We start from the raw sequence: 21664 nt of genomic DNA on the forward strand, positions 1-21664 counted from the left end.
CGTGATTCACATGCCGCTGGCACCGACGGTCGCACAGTGCCGCCATTCGTTGGGCGAAACGGGGGAGTTTTCGCCTTGAGGGACAGGCTGTCGTACCTGTCACCGGGTGCGACCGCGTGAAGATGTGAAGATTTTCAGGAGTTAATGCCCTCGAACCTTGTTCCCGCATCGGGAGCCGGGGTGGGCCGCATTGTCTCCAAAAAACCTGCCAGCTGTGCCATCCGGTCTTTTCATGGAGATTTACCGATGAACCGCATTTACCGTCTGGTTTTCAATCGTGCCCTTGGGGTAATGCAGGTTGCTTCGGAGATCGCCCGCAATCCCGGCGGAAGCGCGGTCAGCGCAGGGCGGGTGCCGCGATTGCGGGCGCACCAGCTGGCGGCGGCTTTGGCCGCCACACTGGCCAGCGGATCGGCATTCGCAGCGTGCACGGGCACCACAACCGTAAACTGCGACAGCACCACCAACATCAACAACTACTCCAACGCGACCAACGGCCTCACGCTGAACATCGACGCGGGAGCATTGCTGCGTACGCCGCCGATCGTAGGTGGCGGCAACGCAGCAACGCTGACCGGCGACAACGTGACGGTCAACAACAATGGCACGATCGATCCGAGCTCGATCATCCTCGCCTCGCCCGGCCTGGTCATCGGCAATGCTTCTGCCAACAACAGCGCGATCGTCGTCAACAACAATGCCAGCGGACAGATCAAGGGTGTCGTCAACATCGCAACGCTGCTGGGCTTCGGTGGACAGGCGCTGGTGGCACAGAATGTCAACGGCACCACCACCATCAACAACGCCGGCCTGATCAGCACGTCGTTGATCGGTGCAGGCAGCGTTTCCGACGCGACCACGGTGGTGACCTATGGTGGTGCAGCCGCCGCTGTGACCAACACCGGCACCATCGACGGACGCGTCGGCCTGGGGGCTTCTGGCGGTAACACGTTCCTCAATGCGGGGGCGGTCAGTGGCAGCGTTCACCTGGGTGATTCAACCGGCGGCAACACCTTCACCGCAGTGTCGGGTTCCAGCGTTGTGAGCGGCGGCGGCACCGCTCTTGCCGGCGTGATTACCGGTGTCACCGGGGTAAAGGTTGCGGCTGCGGGATCGGTCGACGCCGGTACCGGCAGTGGTGCGGCCAACAACACGCTGGTGCTGCAGAACGTCGTCAGCGGCCCGGGTTCCGGCACCGGCGGCGCGGTGACCACGCTGGGCTGGAACCAGTACCTCAACTTCCAGAAGCTCACCGTCAACAGCGGTACCTGGAACCTGCAGGGTGCGTGGGCGGGTGCGGGTACGACCACGCTCAATGATGGCCTGGTCAATTTCAACAATGCCGGTTCCTTCGGCACCGGGCTGTTCACCGCCAACGGCGGTGCCATCGCCTCCTCCACGGCCGGTCTGAACCTGGCCAACGCTTTCAGCCTTGGGGGCAATCTGTCCCTGGCAGGGACCAATGCATTCAGCCTGGGGGGCGTGCTGTCCGGTACTGGCGGGCTGACGGTCAACAACACCGGCATCGTTACTCTCGGCGGCGCAAACCTGTTCTCCGGCGGCGTCAACCTCAATGCCGGCGGCCTGGTACTGGGCAATGCCGGTGCACTGGGCAGCGGCAACCTGACCGTGGGTGGCAGCGCCTCACTGGATACGACGGCGGGCTTCACCCTGGGCAACAATCTGGTGATCAATGGCGGGGGCTCGCTGAACCTGCTGGGCAGCAATGCGTTGTCATTGAATGGTTCGATCTCCGGTGCCGGCAACCTGACCAAGAACGGCGCCGGTACGCTCACCTTGAACGGCGCCAATGCGCTGACCGGCAGTTTCAACCTGGCCGGGGGCGCGTTGGCCTTGGGCGCGGGCGGCAGCCTGTCGCCCACCGGTGCGGTCACGGTCGGCGTCGGTACCACCCTGGACCTGTCGGCGGCCGCCAACCAGACCATCGGTTCGCTGGCGGGCCTCGGCGGTTCGGTCAACCTAGGCAGCCGCACGCTCACCCTCGCGGGGCTGGGCGATACCAGCTACAGCGGCACGTTCGCCGCAGGCACGGGGGGCCTGGTCAAGCTGGGCACCGGCGTGCAGACCTTGTCGGGCGTGAACAACCTCAGTGGCGGCGTGGCACTCAACGCCGGTGGCCTGCTGCTGGGCAATGCTGCTGCGCTGGGCAGCGGTGCGCTCAGTGTCGGTGGCAACGTGACGCTCGATGGAACCACGGGGCCGCTTGCACTGGCCAACGCGGTCAACCTTGGTTCGGGCGCCAGCCTCAATCTGCTTGGCGGACAGGCGCTCACGTTCAACGGCGTGATCGGTGGCGCCGGTGGCCTGGTCAAGAGCGGTGCGACCACGCTGACGCTCAACGGTGCAAATACCTTTGGTGGTGGGCTGGCGCTCAATGCCGGTGGCTTGGTCCTGGGTAATGCCGGCGCGCTCGGAACCGGCGCGCTGAATGTCGGCGGTGCGACAACGCTCGATGCCAGCGCGGCGCTGAGCGTGGGCAATGGCATCAACCTCGGCGCAAGTGGCCTGCTGAATGTACTGGGCAGCAATGCATTGACGCTGGGCGGCGCCATCGGTGGCACCGGCAGCCTGGTCAAGAACGGTGCCGCCACGCTTACGCTGGGTGGCGCGAATACCTTCACCGGCGGCCTGGCGATCAATGCCGGCAAGGTTGCGGTGGGCAGCGGCGGAAGCCTGGCCGCCGGCGGTGCGGTCAGCCTGACCGGCATTGGCGCGGACCTGGACATCTCGCTCGGCGGCAACCAGACCATCGGCGCGCTGTCCGGTATTGCCGGCAGCACGGTGACGCTGGGCAGCAGCACGCTCACCTTCGGTGATGCCACCAACCAGACGTTCGCGGGCGTGATCGGCGGCACCGGTGGCCTGATCAAGCAGGGCACCGGCGTGCAGACGCTGACCGGCGCCAATACCTTCAGTGGTGGCCTGGACCTTGCGGCCGGTGGCCTGGTACTGGGCAATGCCGGTGCGCTGGGAAGCGGCGCACTGACGGTCAGTGGCAACGGATCGCTGGATGCCACGACAGCGCTGAACCTGGGCAATGCGATCAACCTCGGCGCGGCCCTGACCCTGCCGGGCAGCCAGAACCTGGCCCTGGCCGGCAACATCACGGGCACCGGCAGCTTGGTCAAGAACGGCGCGGCGACACTGACCTTGAACGGTACCAACACCTTCAGTGGTGGACTGAGCGCGAACGCTGGCGCCCTGCTGCTGGGCAACAGCGGCGCACTCGGCAGCGGGACGCTGGGCATCGGTGGCAACGTCTCGCTCGACGGCAGTGCGCCGCTGAACCTGGGCAACAACGTGGCACTGGGTGCAGGCGCCGCGTTGTCGCTGCCGGGTTCGCAGGCGATCACGCTGGGTGGGGTGGTGTCCGGTGCGGGCAGGCTGGTGAAGAACGGTGCCACCACCTTGACCCTCAATGGCGCCAACAGCTTCGGTGGGGGGCTGACCGTCAACGGCGGCGGCCTGCTGCTGGGCAATGCCGGCGCGCTGGGCACCGGTGCATTGTCGGTGGGGGCCGATACCACGCTGGACAGTTCGGTGGCCCTGAATCTCGCCAACGACGTCAACCTCGGTGCAGGCGCGGTGCTGGATCTGCTGGGCAGCCAGGACGTGTCGCTGGGCGGTGTCATCAGCGGCACTGGCGGCCTGGTCAAGAACGGTGCGGCGACACTGGCGTTGAACGGAGCCAACACCTTCAGCGGGGGTGTTGGCCTCAACGCGGGCCTGCTGCAGCTGGGCAATGCGCAGGCATTGGGTACCGGCCAGCTGGACGTGGGCGGCAACGCTTCGCTGGATGCAGCATCGGCGCTCACCGTGACCAACAACATAGGCCTCGCCGCCGGCGCCAACCTCACGGTGCTGGGCAGCAATGACCTGACGCTCGCCGGCCCGGTATTCGGTGTTGGCGGGCTGATCAAGGACGGTACGGCGCGGCTGACGTTGTCTGGCGCCAATACCTACAACGGTGGCACGACCATCAACGCAGGCACGCTGGCGCTGGGAGCGGGCGGCAGTCTTGCCGCAACCGGTGCAGTGGATCTTGCGGGCGCCGGTGCGGCACTGGACATCTCCGCAGCGGGTGCAGCGCAGACCATCGGCGCACTGAACGGCGTGGCAGGCAGCCAGCTGCTGCTTGGCGCGCAGTCACTCACCTTCGGCGGTGCCGCCGATGGCAGTTTTGCCGGCGTGATCGACGGTACCGGTGGCCTGATCAAGACCGGTACGGGCGTGCAGACGCTGTCCGGCGCCAACACGTTCAGCGGTGGCCTTGCGCTCAACGCGGGTGGCCTGATTCTCGGCGACTCCAGTGCGCTCGGCACGGGTCCGCTGGGCATCGGTGGCACCACCACGCTGGACAGTACCGTCGCGCTGAACCTGGCCAACGCGGTGAACTTTGGTGCCGGTACGCAACTGACGCTGGGCGGCACCAATGATGTCACCCTCGGCGGCGTGGTGGCTGGCAACGGCAGCCTGGTCAAGAACGGTACGGGTCTGCTGACGCTCAACAACACCAACACGTTCGATGGCGGCCTGACCTTGAACGGCGGCAGCCTGGTGGTGGGCGCCAACGGGGCGCTGGGTTCCGGCACGCTGGCGGTGAACAACAGTGCTTCGCTGGATGCCGGCACCGCGGTGACGCTGGGCAACGCGGTGAACCTTGGCTCGGGCGTGGCGCTGACCGTAGCGGGCAGCAATGCGCTGACCCTGGGCGGCATCGTGTCCGGCAATGGCAGCCTGATCAAGAACGGCACCGCCACGCTGACACTGGACGGCGCCAGCACTTACAGCGGTGGCACCACCATCAACGCCGGCACGCTGGCGCTGGGCGTGGGGGGCAGTCTGGCTGCCGCTGGCGACCTCACGCTCGGCAATGCCGGCGCGGGCTTCGATATCTCCGGCGCGACCGGCAACCAGACCATCGGTGCGCTCAACGGCGTGCTCGGAACCACACTGGCGCTGGGGGGCAATTCGCTGACCTTCGGCACCGCGACCAACGGGGCCTTCGATGGCGTGATCAGTGGTGGTGGCGGGCTGGTGAAGGTCGGCGCCGGGGTGCAGACCCTGTCCGGTGCCAATACCTTCGGCGGCGGCGTCTCGCTCGATGCCGGCGGCCTGGTGCTCGGCAATGATGCCGCGCTGGGTACCGGCGTGCTCACCGTCGATGGGGCGACCACGCTGGATACCACCGCGCTGGCGACGCTGGCCAACAACGTGGTGCTCAACGCCGGGCTGACGGTGCTGGGCACCAGCGCGCTCACCCTCAACGGTGTGCTCTCCGGTGCCGGCAGCCTGACCAAGAACGGCACTGCGATGCTGACCTTGAACGGCGCCAACACCTACACCGGCGGTACCAACGTCAACGCCGGCACGCTGGCACTCGGCGCCGGGGCCAGCCTGGCCGCAAGCGGCACCGTCAATCTCGCCACCGGCGCCACGCTGGACCTGTCGGCCGGCAACGGCACGCAGGTGTTCGGCACGCTGGTTGGCAACGGCACGGTCAACCTGGGCGCCAACAACATCGAAGTGGGCAGCGCCGCCAACGGCACCTTCAGCGGTTCGATCGCCGGCACCGGTAGCCTGACCAAGGTCGGTAGCGGTATCGAGACACTGACCGGCACCAATACCTACACCGGCGGCACCACCATCAACGCCGGCACGCTGGCGATCGGTCTCGGCGGCAGTCTGTCCTCGTCCGGAGCGGTGAACGTCGCCGCCGCCGGCGCGGGCTTCGACATTTCGGGTTCCGGTGCCAACCAGACGATTGGTTCACTGTCTGGCGTGACCGGCTCCCTGGTCAGCCTCGGCGCCAACTCGCTGATCCTCGGCGGCGTCGACAGCAGCACCTTCGACGGTTCGATTTCCGGCACCGGTGCGCTGGTCAAGAACGGCGTGGGTATCCTCACCCTGGGCGGCGCCAACCTGTTCAGTGGTGGTCTGGCCTTGAACGGTGGCGGCCTGGTGGTCGGCAACAACAGCGCGCTGGGTACGGGGGCGCTGGACGTGGGGGCCGACGCGACGCTGGACAGCAGCCTGGCAGTCACCCTCGGCAACGCCATCAACCTCTCTGCCGGCAACAACCTCACCCTGCTCGGCAGCAATGGGCTGACCCTGGACGGCATCATCAGCGGTGCCGGTGGTCTGGTGAAGGACGGCGCAGCCACGGTGACCCTGACCGGTGCCAACACCTATTCCGGCGGCACCACCATCAACAACGGCACGCTGGCCATCGGTGCCGGAGGCAGCCTGGCGTCCACCGGCGCGGTGAATCTGGCCGGTGCCGGCACGCTGGACATCTCCGGCGGTGGCAGCCAGAGCATTGGTTCGCTGGCCGGCGTGGCCGGCAGCACAGTGGCGCTGGGCGGCAACACGCTGACCCTCGGCGGCGTCGCCGACAGCACCTACAACGGCGTGATCAGCGGCAGTGGCGGCCTGATCAAGAACGGCGCCGGCGTGCAGACGCTGAATGGTGCCAATGCCTTCAGCGGTGGCGTCACGCTCAACGCCGGTGGCCTGGTGGTCGGCAACAATTCCGCGCTTGGCACGGGTACGGTGACCGTGGGTGGCAATGCCTCGCTCGATTCCAACAGCGCGATCACGCTGGGCAACAACTTCGTTCTCAATGCCGGCCTGACCGTGCTGGGCAGCAACGATCTGACACTCAACGGCAATCTCAGCGGCACCGGGTTCCTCACCAAGGAGGGCCTGGCCACACTGACCTTGAACGGCACCAACACCTATTCCGGTGGCACCAACATCAACGCCGGTACGCTGGCGCTGGGCGCGGGCGCGAGCCTGCTTGCCAGTGGCACCGTCAACCTGGCCACCGGCGCGACCTTCGATCTGTCGGCCGGTGCGGGTACGCAGGTGTTCGGCACGCTGATCGGCAACGGCACGGTGAATCTGGGCGCGAACACGCTGACCATCGGCGATGCCAGCAACGGCACGTTCGGTGGTTCGATTGCCGGCACCGGCGGCCTGATCAAGGAAGGCACCGGCACCGAAACCCTGACCGGTACCAACACCTTCACCGGCGGCACCACCATCAATGCCGGCACGCTGGCGATCGGTGCCGGCGGCAGCCTGGCGGCGACCGGTGCGGTCACCCTCGCCAATGCGGGTACCGCGTTCGATATCTCCGCAGGCGGCAACCAGAGCATCGGCTCGCTGGCGGGCGTGGCGGGTTCGAGTGTGGCGCTGGGTGGCAACACGCTGACTCTCGGCGGCGTCGGCAACACCACGTTCGACGGCACCATCGGCGGCACGGGAGCGCTGATCAAGGACGGCGCTGGCGTGCAGACGCTGGGCGGTGCGAACACCTTCAGCGGCGGCGTCACCCTCAATGCCGGCGGGCTGGTGGTCGGCAACAATGCCGCGCTCGGTACGGGTGCGTTGAACGTGGCCGGGAACGGTTCGCTGGATGCCAACGCGGCGGTGACCCTGGCCAACAACGTTGCACTCGGCGCCGGTGCCACGCTTGATGTGCTGGGCAACAACGACCTGACGCTGGCCGGTGCGGTCTCCGGTGCAGGCGGCCTGACCAAGGACGGTGCGGCCACGCTGACCCTGGCCGGCGCCAGCAGCTACACCGGCACCACCACCATCAACAGCGGCACGCTGGCGGTGGGCGCGGGCGGCAGCCTGTCCGACGCCAGCACGGTGAACCTGGCCGGCACCGGTACGCTGGACATCAGTGCCGGTGGCAACCAGAGCATCGGTGGCCTGGCCGGTGTTACCGGCAGTACGGTGGCGCTGGGCGGTGCAACGCTGACCACCGGCGGCAACAACGCCAGCACCACGTTCGCCGGCGTGATCGGCGGCACCGGTGGCCTGGTGCAGAGTGGTACCGGCACGCTGACCCTGAGCGGTGACAACACCTACACCGGTGGCACCACCATCAACGGTGGCAGCACGCTGCAGATCGGCAACGGTGGCAGCACCGGCTCGGTGCTGGGCGACATCACCAACGACGGCAGCCTGGTCTACAACCTCGGCACCACGGCAACCGTGGGCGGTGTGGTCAGCGGCAGTGGCAGCCTGACCCAGGCCGGCAGCGGTACGCTGGTGCTGACCGGCAACAACACCTACACCGGCGGTACCACCATCAATGCCGGTGGCACATTGCAGGTGGGCAACGGCGGTGCAACCGGCGCGATCGTGGGTGACATCACCAACAACGGTGCGCTGGTATCCAACGTGGCCGGCAACACCACGCTGGGCGGCACCATCAGCGGCGCCGGTGGCCTTACCCAGGCCGGCAGCGGCACGCTGACCCTGACAGGCAACAACACCTATACCGGCGGCACCACCATCAATGCCGGTGGCACGCTGCAGGTGGGCAATGGCGGTGCGACCGGCGCGATCACCGGCAACGTTGCCAACAACGGCAGCCTGGTGTTCAACGTCGGTGGCAACACCACAGTCGATGGCGCGATCAGTGGCAGTGGCACGCTGATCCAGGCCGGCGCTGGCGTGTTGACCCTGGTTGGCAACAACACCTACACCGGCGGCACCACCATCAATGCCGGTGGCACGCTGCAGGTCGGCAACGGCGGGGCAACCGGCTCCATCGCTGGCGACATCACCAACGATGGCGCGTTGATCTCCAACGTGGGCGGCAACACCGCGCTGGGCGGCACCATCAGCGGCAGCGGCGGCCTGACCCAGGCCGGCAGCGGGACGTTGCTGCTGACCGGTACCAACACCTATACCGGCGGTACCACCATCAACGCCGGCGGTACGCTGCAGCTGGGCAACGGCGGTGCGACGGGCTCGATCGTCGGCGACGTCACCAACAATGGCACGCTGCTCTCCAATGTGGCGGGCAATACCACGCTGAATGGCACCATCAGTGGCAGTGGCGGCCTGACCCAGGCCGGTAGCGGCACGCTGACCCTGAACGGCAACAACACCTATACCGGCCAGACCACCATCAATGCCGGTGGCACCCTGCAGGTCGGCAATGGCGGTGCGACCGGTGCCATCGGCGGCAGCGTCGTCAACAACGGCAGCCTGGTGTTCAACGTGGGTGGCAACACCACCGTCGGCGGTGCCATCAGCGGCAGCGGCGGCCTGACCCAGGCCGGCACCGGCACCGTGGTCCTGACCGGTAACAACACCTATACCGGCGGCACCACCATCAACACCGGCGGCACGCTGCAGGTCGGCAACGGTGGCGCGAGCGGTGCGATCACCGGCAACGTTGCCAACAACGGCAGCCTGGTGTTCAACGTCGGCGGCAACACCACGGTGGGCGGCACCATCAGCGGCAACGGTGGCCTGACCCAGGCCGGCACCGGCACCGTGGTCCTGACCGGCAACAACACCTACACCGGCGGCACCACCATCAATGCCGGCGGCACCGTGCAGGTCGGCAATGGCGGCGCCAGCGGCTCGATCACCGGCAATATCACCAACAATGGTGGCCTGGTCATCAACACCGGCGGCACCACCACGCTGGGCGGCACCATCAGCGGTGGTGGCAGCATCGTGCAGGCAGGCCCGGGCGGCCTGAACCTGGGCGGCAACAGCGGCGGCTTCAGCGGCACCGGCCAGGTCACCGGCGGTGGCCTGAATGTCACCGGCAACATCGGTGGCCAGTGGACCATCGGCAGCGGTACCACGCTGTCCGGTACCGGGACCATCGGTGGCACGGGTGGCGGCGTGACGGTGTCCAGCGGCGGCGTGCTCTCGCCGGGCAATGGTCCAGGCAACAGCGGCGGTGCGGGCAATGGCGCCGGCACCATTACGGTGGGCGGCAATCTGACCCTGTCGCCGGGCAGCACGCTGGGCATCGACCTGGGTGCCACCGGCAGCGACACGGTGCAGGTGGGCGGTAGTGCAAACGTGGGTGGCAGCACGGTGCGGGTGAACACCATTTCGCCGAGCACCAGCTACCAGCAGGGCCAGCAGTACACGGTGGTCAATGCAGGTGGTGGCGTGAGCGGGCAGTTCGCTTCGGCAACCTCGCCGTCGGCCTTCCTGACGATTACGCCGGTCTATACCGCCAACACCGCCAACCTGCAGATAGACGTGGCGCAGACCGCAGCATTCACCACCGCAGCGACGACGCGCAACCAGTACAACACTGCCGCAGCGCTGGACAGCCTGCCGCAGAGCGGCCCGGCGCTGGGCCTGTACAACACCCTGCTGATGTATGACGCGGGCACTGCGCGCGCGGCGTTCGACCAGCTTTCGGGTGAAGTGCATGCGGCCAGCCGCGCGGTGCTGCTGTACGACAACTACCTGGAGGAGGGTATCCGCCAGCGCCTGGGCAGTGAGCTGCCGACCGTGCGTGGTGAGCGAGCCTCGGCCTGGCTGGCCGGGAGTGGCAAGGTGTTCCGCCAGGACGGTGACGGCAACGGCGATGACATCCGCTCCAACCGCAATGCGCTGATGGCGGGCGTGGACTGGCAGCTGGGCGAGCACGTGGTGCTGGGTGCGGCCGCAGGCAACGAGCGGCTGGATACGCGCCTGTACGATCGCAGTTCGCGGGCCCGCCTGCGTGGCCACACGTTCGGCCTGTATGCACAGGGCCAGTGGAACAACGGTTTCGCGGTCGGTGGCAGCGTATCGCGCGGCGACTACCGCACGCGCACCACGCGTGAGGTGCCGCTGCTGGGCCAGACCCTGTACAGCCGCCAGGACTCGGATGTGACCATCGCGCAGGTGGAGGGCAGCTGGACCTGGTCCCATGGCAGGACCCAGCTGCAGCCGTACGTGCAGTTCACCAAGCACTGGGTCGACAGCGATCGCGCAGTGGAGCAGGGCGGCACTGCTGCGCTGGCGCTGGAAGGCGGCAAGGACACGCTCAATGTCAGCACCGTGGGCGTGCGTGGGCGCTGGGACGTGGGCAGCGGCGAGCGCTTCCCGGCACAGCTGACGGTCGGCCTCGGCTGGCAGCACGCCTCGGGTGACACCGATGTGGCCAGCCGCAATCGCTTCGCGGTGGGCGGCAATGCCTTCGATGTCTACAGTGCGGTGATGGCGCGCAATGCGCTGGTCAGCCAGCTGGGCGTGGCGGTCGGCCTCGGCCGCAACAGCCAGCTGTCGATGTTCGTGCAGGGCCAGCATGGCGATGGCCGCCGCGACGTGGGTGGGCAGATCAACCTGCGCGTGGGCTTCTGAGGGAAGTGCGGCGATGTTGGATCCAGGCTTGCGTGGATCCGGGGCGGGGCGGAGGGCTAGACCCCCCGCTCCATCTCCACGGCGTCGATCCCGGCGCCGTGGCCATTGGACACGATCCGCGTCACCTGGAAGCCCAGCCCGGCATAGAAGCCCTGGGTGTGCTGGCTGGTACTGAGCGTGATGCGCTTGATCGACGGATCCGCTTCGGCCTGGCGCAGGCGTGCCAGCGCCAGTTCGCGGCCCAGTCCCTGCCGGTGCAGCGCGCGCTGCACCATGCCCCAGCAGAAGCCGGCACTGCCGTCGCCGCGGCGCGACAGGCCGCCACAGGCCACGATGCTGCCATCGCGCTCGATCACCTGGAATGCACAGTCCATGGCCTGCTCGCGCAGGAAGCGTTCAAAGTCGCTGCGCTCTTCGGGCGCGAAATAGGTGGGCACGTTGCTGTCGAACATCGACAGGCAGGCGCTGGCGTCGGCGGGGCGGTAGAGGCGGAGGTTCATGGGAAATGCCATGGAGTTGCCCGGCTGCATTTTCAACCGTCCAGACGTTGGGAGGGGGCGAAGCGTTCCAGGGTACATGGAGCGATGCCGATCCTTTTCCAGGTGACTTTTCCCCACTCGAATGACCGTGCTCGGGACGCAGGCGCCTGTACCAGGCGGGTGCGTCGTTCGCGGGCAATGGCGAGGCGCATGCGGCCGCGATGGCGCGCAGCGGGGCGCGGCGGCTTCCGGGCTATGCTTTCGACACATGGGACTGACCGCGCGGCAGGATCCGCCGGCCCCATTCGTCTTCCTGCCTGCAACGGAGCTGCCCAGTGACGCCCGACCCTTCTCTTTCCCGGACTGCCCAGCTCATGCGCGGTCTGCTGTTTGGCGCGGTGGGCCTGTTGAGCCTTGCCGTGGCCGCCCTCGAGGTGACGCATCGTCTTGAGTTCCTGGAGGTCGCGCAGGCCGTTGATGGCCAGGTCGAGCGCCTGAACGCCGGCGGATCGCATCCGCAGGTCGCGTTCACCACCGCGACCGGCCAACGCATCTCGTACCCGCAGGGCGGCATGATTTTCGGCTATGAGCCTGGGCAGCCGGTACGCGTGCTGTACGACCCGGCGCGACTGCGGCTGGAGCCGGTGCTGGATACGTTCGGTGCGTTGTGGGGAATGACGGTCGTGTGGGTGCTGCTGGGGCTGGCGTTCGTCGGCGCCTGCGTGCGGGGACTGCTCCGGCGCAGATGACTCGCGGCCGATCGCGCGCCGTCGGCGGGCGGGCCGTTGGACCGGCCACGGCGGCAGGCCCTGTTCAGTCCGGTAGTACCTGCGACGATTCCCGCCAGCCAAACAAAAAAGCCGCCCACTGGGCGGCTTCTTCATTTATCTGGCGGAGAGAGGGGGATTGTCGGGTGCATCCCTGCACCCGATCCCGATGCGCGTTGCGCCCCGGGACCAGCCTGCGGCTGTCCGGTTCTGCTCCTGCAGAACCGTCGAACCCCGGCGGGGCTTCTCACCACCCATCCCATCCGCCAGACAAACGCAAAAGGGCCACCCTGTGGGCGGCCCTTTTGCGTTTGTCTGGCGGAGAGAGGGGGAAACAGTACCTTGACCGTCCCGCCTAGCTCCGGAGGCGTCCACAAACCGGATTTGTGTCCTGTGGTGTGTCCCGGATGCTACTCAAGTTCGCCCCATGATGCGAGCAGGGGGACGGCCCTGGAGTTGGTCGGATTGGGCCGTTCTAAAGATCCCCGCAGGCGAGCCGCTATCTATGAGGGCCTCTAATCAATGGGTATCTTTAGCTGGCGTCCCTGACCCGGCGGAGTTCTCGGTCGATGAGACGAGGCCGGTCTATGCTTGGCAACAGAGAGGTGGACTAGAAGGAAATACCGGAATGCAATTTCGGATGTGGTCAGCAGGAGTGCTTTTTCTAGGGTCGTATGCCCCGCTGGCCTTTGTACTGGCGGCGCAAGACATCAAAAAAGAGCTGTGGGGAGAGCCCGTCTGTGGTTGGAGAGGACAGCTTGATTGCGAACTTCAGATCTTTGAGCACCCTTGGGCATCCTTGGCCGCAATAGCGGTTACATCAGCCGCACTGTGGCTGACGATGTATTCCATAAAGGCTGTCCGATTGAAGAGCGAAGCTGAAGTTCTGTCCGCGAAGCCCGTTCCGAATGACCTGATTAATTATGTTTTCCCCTACGTCGTATCATTCATGGGGTTGAGTTACGGAGACCCGCAGAAGTTGGCGGGATTCTTCGTTTTTCTTGTGCTCTTGTTTTTGATTACGTATAGGTCGGGGCAGATTCTGATGAACCCCGTATTGATTGCTTTCGGCTGGCGACTGTATGAGGTTGATATTGCTGTCGGTGGAAAACAGGTCCGTAAGACCGTGCGCGCGCTGAAGCAAGGAAAGCTGTTGCCTGGCAAGCAGCTTATTGAGGATGTTCAGGAAGTATATTTGATGGGGGACCCATGAGCGATTTGGCATTGAAAAGCCTCAAGGCATTTGACCTCGCCGGGTCAAGCGTGTTCCTTTGGGTGTTTAAGAAGAGCGCTGGCACGAAGAAATTCAAGGCTTACTACATCAAGACGGATCCAGTCCTAGAGGATGCCCTCAAGGGTTTTGCGGAAAATGAGAGGGCCCGAATTAACGAGTGGATTCCATATGGGCATCTCTCTCAGCCCACCGATGATGGATGCCTTACTATTGCTGTGGGTGATACCGACTTTCAGGTTCTAAAGGATCTCGTTGACGAGCCGGAGTCTGACCATGCGACTAATGATCTTAAGAAGCTCAAGGGCGCTGTCGGCTACCTGGTGAAGTTTGTAAAGGACGGGAAGACCCTCTACGCCACGCGGCGCACTCCGATGACGTGGAAGCCTGTCTACAAAAAGAAAAACGTGATTAATGCCATTTTTGAGAATGGACAGTTGTCCGCTGTAGCAGGTGATGAGTTCACCCTTGAGCCGCGATTTGACATCTTCGCCTTGGACGATGTTCTTCTGGTGTCGAACAAGAGGGGCTTTGAGTCAATGATGCAGTATCGCGCTGGTTACGTTCAGGCGTTTGGCGAGCTCAAGGCGGAGCCGTCTTTCTCCGCTCTATTTACTGATATGGCGCCGTTGTTGGAATATGTAGGTGAGAACGGTACGCACCTGAAGAGGATGGCGGTCATTCAGGAAAAATCCCTTTACTCTGACCCCAAGTATCTCAAGGCGCTCAAGGCCGTTGCGACGAAACGGAAGTGGGGCGTCGCTTTCGATAAGGCGGGGAAAATTATCCCGACCGCAGAGACCGCCAAGGTCATCATGACATTGCTGCTGGATCACCGTCTTGTTAGTGAAATCACCGATATCATGTATGACGTTCCTGATGGGGTGAGGGTCGTCTAAAGTCATTAGGCTTTCAAGCTGGCCTGGAGAGAGACAATGGACTGTAAAATATGTAGAAGATTGGCAGGATGCGTTAAGAGTATATTTTTCTGGGTCGTCAAGTTGCCTGCACGATTCGAGGCAAAATTGGCTGCCTATTTGGACGTAATTCCACGAGCGGCTTTTGTTGCGAGTGCATTTTTTCTTCTTCTGTCTCTTGCTCTGATAACTATCTTCTGGGAGAGGTTTGACTCGACAGGTCGATTTTCTGCTGCCAATATTTTCCTGCTATTTTTTGTTATATTTTTTACGGTTGTAGGATTGTGTCCGAAATTGAATGCGCGATTTTGGACAATTTTTGGTGGCGTGATTGGTGTCATTCTATGGTATGCCTCTTCTGGCTGAGAGGCGTGAGATCATGGAGTTCTTAGTATTATTGATGTCACGATGCCCATTGCACCCCCCGAAATTAATCCGAAAGTGAAAGCGATAAGCATGGATATCGATGTTTTTCTTTCTGATGCCTTATTCATGCTCGCTGCCCCCATTTTTCTTAAACTTAAATCGACTATTAATCTTGTCAAGTGCGCCTGTTGGGTATTTGAAGGTTGATAAAGGAGAGCGCTGTGTCTGTCCTTTGTATTATGTCTGACGAGTCTTTGGATAATATCCTTAATTCCGAAATTAAAGATTTGAATGGAATTCAAATTGCTATCAGACGGGCCTTGGAAGCTGGTAATCCTCCGGACGAACTCGCGGCTTTGGCTCAGCGAGTTCGCATCAATGTGGAGATTGCAGAAGCGGCCAAAAAAGCCTCGAATAGCTTGCATAGTCCGAGCGCCGGTGATGGCGATGGTGAGCATCACCAAACTGAAAAATACGAGATTGGTAAAAGTGGCCGTGTGAGTCTGATCTAATGACCTAAGCCCCGCAGATGCGGGGCCTTTTCTCTTTTTGGGGCAATACGCCAAACGGCAGTGGGGGCCCGCCTCAGGCTGTCTCTGGCTTAGGCACCAGGCTTACAGACCACTGCCCATTGTCTTCCTGCTTGAGCGACAGGAGATCGTAGGTCTTCACCATGTTGAGAAGACCGGAATGCCCATAGATGCCAGGGGAGAACCCGGAATCTGCTCGCTTCAGATAGGAGCCTAGGGAGTTGAGGCTAACCTTACCCTCCGGCGTGCTACCGGCAAGCAGTGAGACAGCCTCGATGACGAACCGAGGACGGCGCTTTGGGAGCGGAGCGCTGCCGGTGGTCTTGGCTTCGCTACTGTGGTCAGCAGGATGCGGCGGGTCCTGAAGATCAGGCGGCTCTGGCGATGAGGCTTCTTGGGCGGACCACTCGAAGAACTGATCGCAGGCATTGCGCAAAGCGTCGGGGGTCTTTGCTTCGCCGACGATCAAAACCGTGGCGCCGCGCTCTCGGAGCTTCCTGCAGAGGTAGGCAAAGTCCGAGTCGCTGGTTACCAAGCAGAAGATGTCTGCCCGCTGATCGAAGAGCGCTTCCAGGGCATCCAAGGCCAGGGCGATATCGGAGGTGTTCTTCTTCGCTGCGTATTGGAACTGAAGGCATGGAGTGAAGGCCTGGCGAACCAGGGCCTCTTGCCAAGAGTTGCCCAAGGTAGTGCGATTGCCGTAGCCGCGCCGAAGCGTTACGCGTCCGGCCTGTGCGGCCATGAGGAGCGCGAAATCCACGATTTCGGGAGCAACGTTGTCGCAGTCGATCATTACTGCGACGGTCGATTCTTGCGGTTGAGCCATGTTGATTTCCTTATCGCGTAGAGCATATGTGGTGCGACAGCTTGCTGCTGACTACGTCTTCCGCCGAATGATATGGTGCCCGGCTGCATCATGTTTCTTGTAGCTAACCCAAGCTTGCCCATTGCTACCTTTGACAATCTTGAGCTTCCTGGGGTCTGCGGTGCTTTCAAAGGCATAGCCAGTCATATGGATCTCGACTGGGAAGTGACCGAGCGCCTTCCCAGCCACATCCAGTTGCCAATGTGTCTGAATGAGAAATTCGCCAGGAACAGTTATGAACTTGCGCGCCTCCGGGCCCACTGAATCGACTTCCATAGTATTAAGGGTAACGGATCTCTGTACGCCCCTCAGAAGATCGAAGCCAAAGTCGATATCCTGGAAGTCCTCTTCGGAGAACACGTCTGAATTTTCGAGTATGACGGGGGAGTTGAGGGCGCGACAAATCATATGGAGTCTGCTCAGGCTTCTGATGCGCTGGAACACAGGAAGCATCTGACCGATGGGTGACACAGAAGGGTGCAGTGGCTGGCGGATCCCATTGAAGTCCAAAGTCAGCATCATTGCGTCTTCGGCAGCAATCTGGTCAGCCCACGTTGCTAGAGGGGCGAGCGTATGAATCTCCTTTAGCGCGACGCCGTATATTGCGGAGCCCCTGATGCTAAGGTTGATTTCTGCCTTCAATGATGTCTCTACAACCGTGCACCGAATGATGATCGTCAATGGTGATGGGAGAGACTCATTCGTAATGCCTGCTCCTGCGGTGCCGTTGAATAGCTCAGCAGCTAAGCTCACTTCCTGCGCCAAGACGGAATATTCCTGGCCTGGACATACGAGGACATGGCCTTGGGTGGCTGCTTTCGTCTTCATGGTGAGCTTGCCATGGGCAAGTAGCGGCTTCATTTGATCCTGGAAGCCGGGGAGAGGCGCAAGCTTGAAGTCTTTTACATCAAATGTGCGTGGCAGGCCATACAGATATGCGTCTCGGACCAGGGCTATGTTCTCGGTCGTTCCGACTGGTGTGAAGGATAGATCCAACCGAGAAAGCCCCTTCGAGAGCTCCTGCACTTTCTGAGTCTTGCTTTCGCCCGAACCCGGGGGCGCTCTTCGGGCGCTGCGCTTTGCTAGATCAATAGATGGCTGATCTCCGATGGATAGCGGATCTCGGGTTTGAAGAATAGGCTCTACGATGTCCCACAGATAGCGTTCAAAGCCTTCACGGTCACTGAGGACCTTTGAATGGTCGAACGTGACCACGCCTTTGCCATCGCCGATCAGCTTTTCTTGATTGCCCTTCGCCCACTCTTGAGCGTGAATCCAGTAAATGGAACGGTCGGGGGTCACCCTCAAAATGAAGACCGGGAGCACATTGTTCGCATACTGCCGCAATCGGTTCTTGGAAACTTGAGCAGTGATTCGGCTTCCTCTGGACTCGACAGAGGTCGCTTTCACTTGTGCTAGAAAGTGAATGCCGTGGTAGACAGTGTGATCGGGGGTGATGCACAGGTCGTAACCAATGTCTATCTGATCGTGTCCAACATTCCAATCCCACTCTAAAAAGGCTTGTTCTACTGCAAGCTCTGCTTGTCGACCAGTCTTCTGAGATTTAGGGAAGTTCATCGGCTAGAACGAAAGGGGGTTGCAAGGATGACAGCCTACCACTGACTTTCGGACACATCAGGGATAGAACCTCTTCTTGTCCTTCAAGCAGCGCTTGAACTGCCCCTTGGCGTAGACAGGAAGCACTACCGCAGGCCTGTATTTCTCCAAGGTCTCTATCTGCTTCCTGCGCATCACGGCGGGCTTCTTGTGGAAGTAGGCCTCGTGAAGCACCGGCACGCGCTTGCTGACGGAGTGGCCCGTGATCAGAGCAATATCTTCGTCAGGGACGTTCTGATGGTGGAGCTCTGTGGCGATGGTGTGGCGGAAGGCATGGAACCCAACCCCTCTAGGGAAGCCAAGGTCTTTCATGTAGCGGCTGAACTGGCTAAGCGCTGCCAGGCTGTAGCGAGCATTGGTCTCACCGGTCTTACGGTTCACGCCAGCGGATAGGTGTGGGAAGAGGCGAGGGTGTCCACAGTCCCGGATGTCATCCATGAAGTCCAGGAAGCCTGCGTCAAGCAGCGGCTTCGGGATAGGGATGGTCCGGATAGATGCCTTGCCTTTTAGGCTTTGTCGACTCCTGAGCCGGGTCCGGTGAGCCAAGTCAGGATCCACAGTCTTCTGGATGCGGATGCACCAGACATCGCTCTCCAGCACGATGTCGGCCACCTTCAGCTGAGCGACCTCGTTGATGCGGGCGCCTGTATACAGACCGATCATGGGAAGCCACCATCGATGCGGATACTTGCTCGCCCAGGGAATGAAGGTCTTGGGGTCGAAGATGCGGCGGAGGTCGTCTTCATCAAAGAGGCGCTCAGGCTTGTTCGGATCGGTGACCAGGTCCTTCTTGATCTCGGCAAACGCAGCCATCGGAGAGGTGTCAATGGCTTTGGTCTTGACCAGCTGATTGAAGAAGGAGACCAGGAAGCGCCGATGACGTTCAAGCGTTGCAGGGGCAAGCTGAGGAACATCTAGCTCCTTGCCGCAGGCAATGGCTTCGTCATAGCTGATTCCTCGATAGGCGGGGTCAGAGAAGAGGCCCGGGGGTGACCAGCGCATGAGGTCCCAGAGGCGATAGATGTGCGGGTGGTCAATGCGCGAGACGGGGATGTCGCCGCAGGTCATCTGGAGAAGCCGCAGGGTTCGGGCTGTGGAGTCGATGGTCTCTTGGGCGAGGCAGCGGCGTTCCCGGTCCCCCAAGTAGTCCTTGATCTCTACGGACAGAAGTCGGGCAGGGTGGCCTGCGGAGAGTGGCTCAAGGTAGCGCGTTCCTGCGGCATTGATGCGAGAGCGTCGGGAGCGCTCTATCGCAGCGTTGAGGATCTCTTGCGCATGGATGGCCGCTTCGCGTCCGGTGATGACCAGCTCATCAATCCGGAACCGTCCGATCCTGATGCCCTTAAGGTGCAGCGCGTCATCGGCGTCGGGATTGAAAGGGAAGTCTTGAAGGAAGCTCTTTACTGTTTTTGGCATTGCACTGTCTCCGTAGATGATGGGAGCAGTGCTAAGGCCTGGCTTTGATTCGTCAAACGAGATCTAGAGGGTTGCCGCGTTGCTTAGGCATTCGCCGGAACGTAGAAATTAGCGCGAAAACTTCTAGAGGAAATTAGTGGTGTGTGCGTTGCGAGGCACTGTGGCGTAAGGGTTTTCCTTGGGTGACTGCTTCTCTCTTGCAGTCATTTCTGTACTGTACGATTTTGAGAGTTCTGACGCCTAAGTGTGCTTTCTTACAGTATTGGCATTTAGGCGTTGGGATGTTGGTCACACAAATATTCTTGCCGCTCGTTGGTTTTTGATCTCGGGTCGATCCGAATTATCGAGCAGTTCGACTATTGAGCTTGGTAATTGCTGGACATCCGCTTTTTCCTCCTGCTCGTGTCGTCGGAGATGGCGGAGTTGACGCCGTTTGAATCGAGGCTACTGTCTTGTCATCTAATCGATGGGCTATGAAATGGCGAAGCGTGATGTGCAAATGAGTGGGGGGTCTATGGATGCCAACGACGTTCAGTGGAGTCGGGAAGCACATTGTGCTTTCACTACTTATAGATTGAATAATCTAATGCCTCACATCATGAATCTGATATCCATGCGCTCGGAACATACACCCCAGAAGAATTGCGAACCTCAAGGCGATCAATCAACGAGCAAGGAATGTCCGTGAGGTAATACCACCATGTCTTGGATTTGCGTGGAAGGGCGTTGGTCATGATTTTTCTATGAATATCCAGTAGCTCACAATCCGGTATGCGGACATCAATCGGGTTCCAAGCGGCGATATCCATGCCAAGGAGTTCATCGGGTTTGTTCCGCATCCATGCTGGTGCAAGTAGAGGATCTTCCTGCGGGATGCTCAACACTATTCTAAACTCCGTATGGTCGTGGCAGTAGAGCTTTCCGTTTCTGCTGATTGGATTGAGGTGCTGGGCTTGCGCCATCGTAATTTCTCGGCCATCTGGAAGGCCATGACCTCTAGGATCTGTGTCCGTAGTTAGCGAAACCGTGTTGTTAATTAATATGTTGCCAACTGACTTCCGTATGATCCCATCTTTTCGGATCTGCTGAATTGCGCTTGCGGTGGTGTAATGAAAGAGGATCATTGGTCACCTATGTTGTCGTTTTTTGTGCTAACGGTTCATGCTGACGAGTAGAGCTGCAGGCGAGCCGCCGGGCGTTCAAGCAACAAGTGCTGCGTGCTTACGTTCTGCTCGACTACGGGCCAAGCCCTTTTTCTTGCAGTCGTAGCATGCTACACATGGTCGAAGTGAGCATACACCCGCTGCAGATATCCATCTAATTTCCACTCCAGGTTCTTTAAGAATGACCAAGCCGTCACTCGATTCCATTGCCTCCGCTAAAGCCAAGCTTGCTGAAGAGCTGCGCAAGCTGGAGGAGCAGGAAGTCCAGCTTCTCCAAGAGCAGGCCGCTGATGCCTTCGCAGAGGTCGCCAACCTCGTTTCTCAGTACGGTAAGAGCTTCTCTGCGAAGCAGCGCGCCGAGATCGTCAGCATGCTGGGGGCTGATGCGCCCAAGAAGGGAGCTGCGGCGAAGAAGGAGGTCGCGCCCAAGTATTGGCTTCCCCACACTGGCGAGACTTGGACCGGTCGGGGTAGGACCCCTCGTGCCTTCGCTGCTTGGGAAGGGACTTCTGCTTACACGACGTGGAAGGCCTCCCATCCCAACGAAAAGTTCCCGGCTTTCCCTGGATAATTCATCCAAGCAGGGGCGGCCTCGCGCCCCTGCTGTCTCATCTTGGGAGACAGCCTGATCGTCTAATGGAGCCTTGGCTCTTGGTCCGGCTTAACGCTGGCGCTCAACCGTCGTATCTAGGGTGTCGATATGAAGGTTTTCATTAGTTCGCTGATTTCCGGGATGGAAGCCGAGCGAGCCGCAGTGAAGCGTGCCGTCGAGAGGCTTGGACGCTCCAATCATGGCGGAGGGCTTCTGCGCAAGGCCTAGCTCACGCGGGGTCGATTGCCTTGGCGGAGTGCGAGAGTCCGATCTTGTGTTACTGGTCTTGGGGTCTCGCTAGGGTGTAACCCAGGCGAGCGGGGCGGGGGGGCGGCTACTCACGAAGAAACTCTAGAAGCGCGAAACCGGAAGCCAATCTTGTCTTCCTGCGGGCAGGTCCTGAGTTGGAAGAAAGCCAAAGTGCTTTGATCAATTAGATCGTTTGTCTGCCTGTTAGTTCCGCTCTGAGATTTCGGGAGGTTTTAGTTCAACACCTACCCGATTCATGAGGTACGGACCGTGGTTGGCTGAATTCGGTGTGAGATGGGTGCTGCAAATAAATGTTTCTACTAG

The 21664-nt window shown here is 61.6% G+C and carries 11 protein-coding genes; 6 read left to right on the forward strand and 5 right to left on the reverse strand.

Annotated elements, in window-relative coordinates:
• Window positions 1-246: 246 nt before the first annotated feature.
• Complete coding sequence (locus AC5P65_RS13805; protein WP_111097836.1) at window positions 247-11148, forward strand: autotransporter-associated beta strand repeat-containing protein; 10902 nt, start codon at window positions 247-249, stop codon at window positions 11146-11148.
• Window positions 11149-11204: 56 nt separating this feature from the next.
• On the opposite strand, the gene AC5P65_RS13810 is transcribed toward AC5P65_RS13805, so the two are convergent.
• Complete coding sequence (locus tag AC5P65_RS13810; protein ID WP_031270818.1) at window positions 11205-11648, reverse strand: GNAT family N-acetyltransferase; 444 nt, start codon at window positions 11646-11648, stop codon at window positions 11205-11207.
• Window positions 11649-12001: 353 nt separating this feature from the next.
• On the opposite strand from AC5P65_RS13810, the gene AC5P65_RS13815 reads away from it, so the two are divergent.
• The 4 genes from AC5P65_RS13815 to AC5P65_RS13830 all read left to right on the forward strand — a co-directional run bounded on the left by AC5P65_RS13815 (window position 12002) and on the right by AC5P65_RS13830 (window position 15420).
• On the forward strand, window positions 12002-12376 hold the full coding sequence (locus tag AC5P65_RS13815; protein ID WP_021204514.1) for a DUF3592 domain-containing protein: 375 nt from the start codon (window positions 12002-12004) through the stop codon (window positions 12374-12376).
• A gap of 646 nt (window positions 12377-13022) precedes the next feature.
• Entirely contained in the window at window positions 13023-13607 is a 585-nt protein-coding gene (locus AC5P65_RS13820; protein ID WP_101765009.1) for a KwaA family protein, read from the forward strand.
• Window positions 13604-14524: a Kiwa anti-phage protein KwaB-like domain-containing protein gene (locus AC5P65_RS13825; RefSeq protein WP_101765010.1), complete on the forward strand. Its 921-nt coding sequence runs from the start codon at window positions 13604-13606 to the stop codon at window positions 14522-14524. The genes AC5P65_RS13820 and AC5P65_RS13825 overlap by 4 nt, the downstream gene beginning before the upstream one ends.
• Window positions 14525-15129: 605 nt before the next feature.
• On the forward strand, window positions 15130-15420 hold the full coding sequence (locus AC5P65_RS13830) for a hypothetical protein (protein ID WP_158297981.1): 291 nt from the start codon (window positions 15130-15132) through the stop codon (window positions 15418-15420).
• A 73-nt stretch (window positions 15421-15493) separates the two neighbouring features.
• Here the strand turns inward: AC5P65_RS13830 and AC5P65_RS13835 are convergent, their stop codons facing one another.
• The 4 genes from AC5P65_RS13835 to AC5P65_RS13850 form a co-directional block, all read right to left on the reverse strand.
• The gene (locus AC5P65_RS13835; protein ID WP_495215664.1) at window positions 15494-16264 is read right to left on the reverse strand and encodes an NYN domain-containing protein; all 771 of its coding nucleotides are present in this window, start codon (window positions 16262-16264) and stop codon (window positions 15494-15496) included.
• 51 nt (window positions 16265-16315) lie between these two features.
• Window positions 16316-17881 carry a hypothetical protein gene (locus AC5P65_RS13840; RefSeq protein ID WP_495215665.1) on the reverse strand — a complete coding sequence of 522 codons (1566 nt, stop codon included), beginning with the start codon at window positions 17879-17881 and terminating at the stop codon, window positions 16316-16318.
• A 57-nt stretch (window positions 17882-17938) separates the two neighbouring features.
• Window positions 17939-19336 carry a site-specific integrase gene (locus tag AC5P65_RS13845; RefSeq protein WP_495215666.1) on the reverse strand — a complete coding sequence of 466 codons (1398 nt, stop codon included), beginning with the start codon at window positions 19334-19336 and terminating at the stop codon, window positions 17939-17941.
• Window positions 19337-19932: 596 nt separating this feature from the next.
• Window positions 19933-20298: a hypothetical protein gene (locus AC5P65_RS13850; protein WP_495215667.1), complete on the reverse strand. Its 366-nt coding sequence runs from the start codon at window positions 20296-20298 to the stop codon at window positions 19933-19935.
• Between the two features lie 382 nt (window positions 20299-20680).
• Between AC5P65_RS13850 and AC5P65_RS13855 the strand changes: the two genes are divergently transcribed.
• On the forward strand, window positions 20681-21070 hold the full coding sequence (locus AC5P65_RS13855) for an H-NS histone family protein (protein WP_495215668.1): 390 nt from the start codon (window positions 20681-20683) through the stop codon (window positions 21068-21070).
• The last annotated feature ends 594 nt before the right edge of the window (window positions 21071-21664 follow it).

The sequence above is a fragment of the Stenotrophomonas sp. YJH_SMC_48-3 genome (genome assembly GCF_059369375.1).

Excerpts from the sequence above, each read along its gene's own strand:
- AC5P65_RS13805 (WP_111097836.1), top strand. The coding sequence starts at position 247 with ATGAACCGCATTTACCGTCTGGTTTTCAATCGTGCCCTTGGGGTAATG.
- AC5P65_RS13810 (WP_031270818.1), bottom strand. The coding sequence starts at position 11,648 with ATGAACCTCCGCCTCTACCGCCCCGCCGACGCCAGCGCCTGCCTGTCG.
- AC5P65_RS13815 (WP_021204514.1), top strand. The coding sequence starts at position 12,002 with ATGCGCGGTCTGCTGTTTGGCGCGGTGGGCCTGTTGAGCCTTGCCGTG.
- AC5P65_RS13820 (WP_101765009.1), top strand. The coding sequence starts at position 13,023 with ATGCAATTTCGGATGTGGTCAGCAGGAGTGCTTTTTCTAGGGTCGTAT.
- AC5P65_RS13825 (WP_101765010.1), top strand. The coding sequence starts at position 13,604 with ATGAGCGATTTGGCATTGAAAAGCCTCAAGGCATTTGACCTCGCCGGG.
- AC5P65_RS13835 (WP_495215664.1), bottom strand. The coding sequence starts at position 16,264 with ATGGCTCAACCGCAAGAATCGACCGTCGCAGTAATGATCGACTGCGAC.
- AC5P65_RS13840 (WP_495215665.1), bottom strand. The coding sequence starts at position 17,881 with ATGAACTTCCCTAAATCTCAGAAGACTGGTCGACAAGCAGAGCTTGCA.
- AC5P65_RS13845 (WP_495215666.1), bottom strand. The coding sequence starts at position 19,336 with ATGCCAAAAACAGTAAAGAGCTTCCTTCAAGACTTCCCTTTCAATCCC.
- AC5P65_RS13850 (WP_495215667.1), bottom strand. The coding sequence starts at position 20,298 with ATGGCGCAAGCCCAGCACCTCAATCCAATCAGCAGAAACGGAAAGCTC.
- AC5P65_RS13855 (WP_495215668.1), top strand. The coding sequence starts at position 20,681 with ATGACCAAGCCGTCACTCGATTCCATTGCCTCCGCTAAAGCCAAGCTT.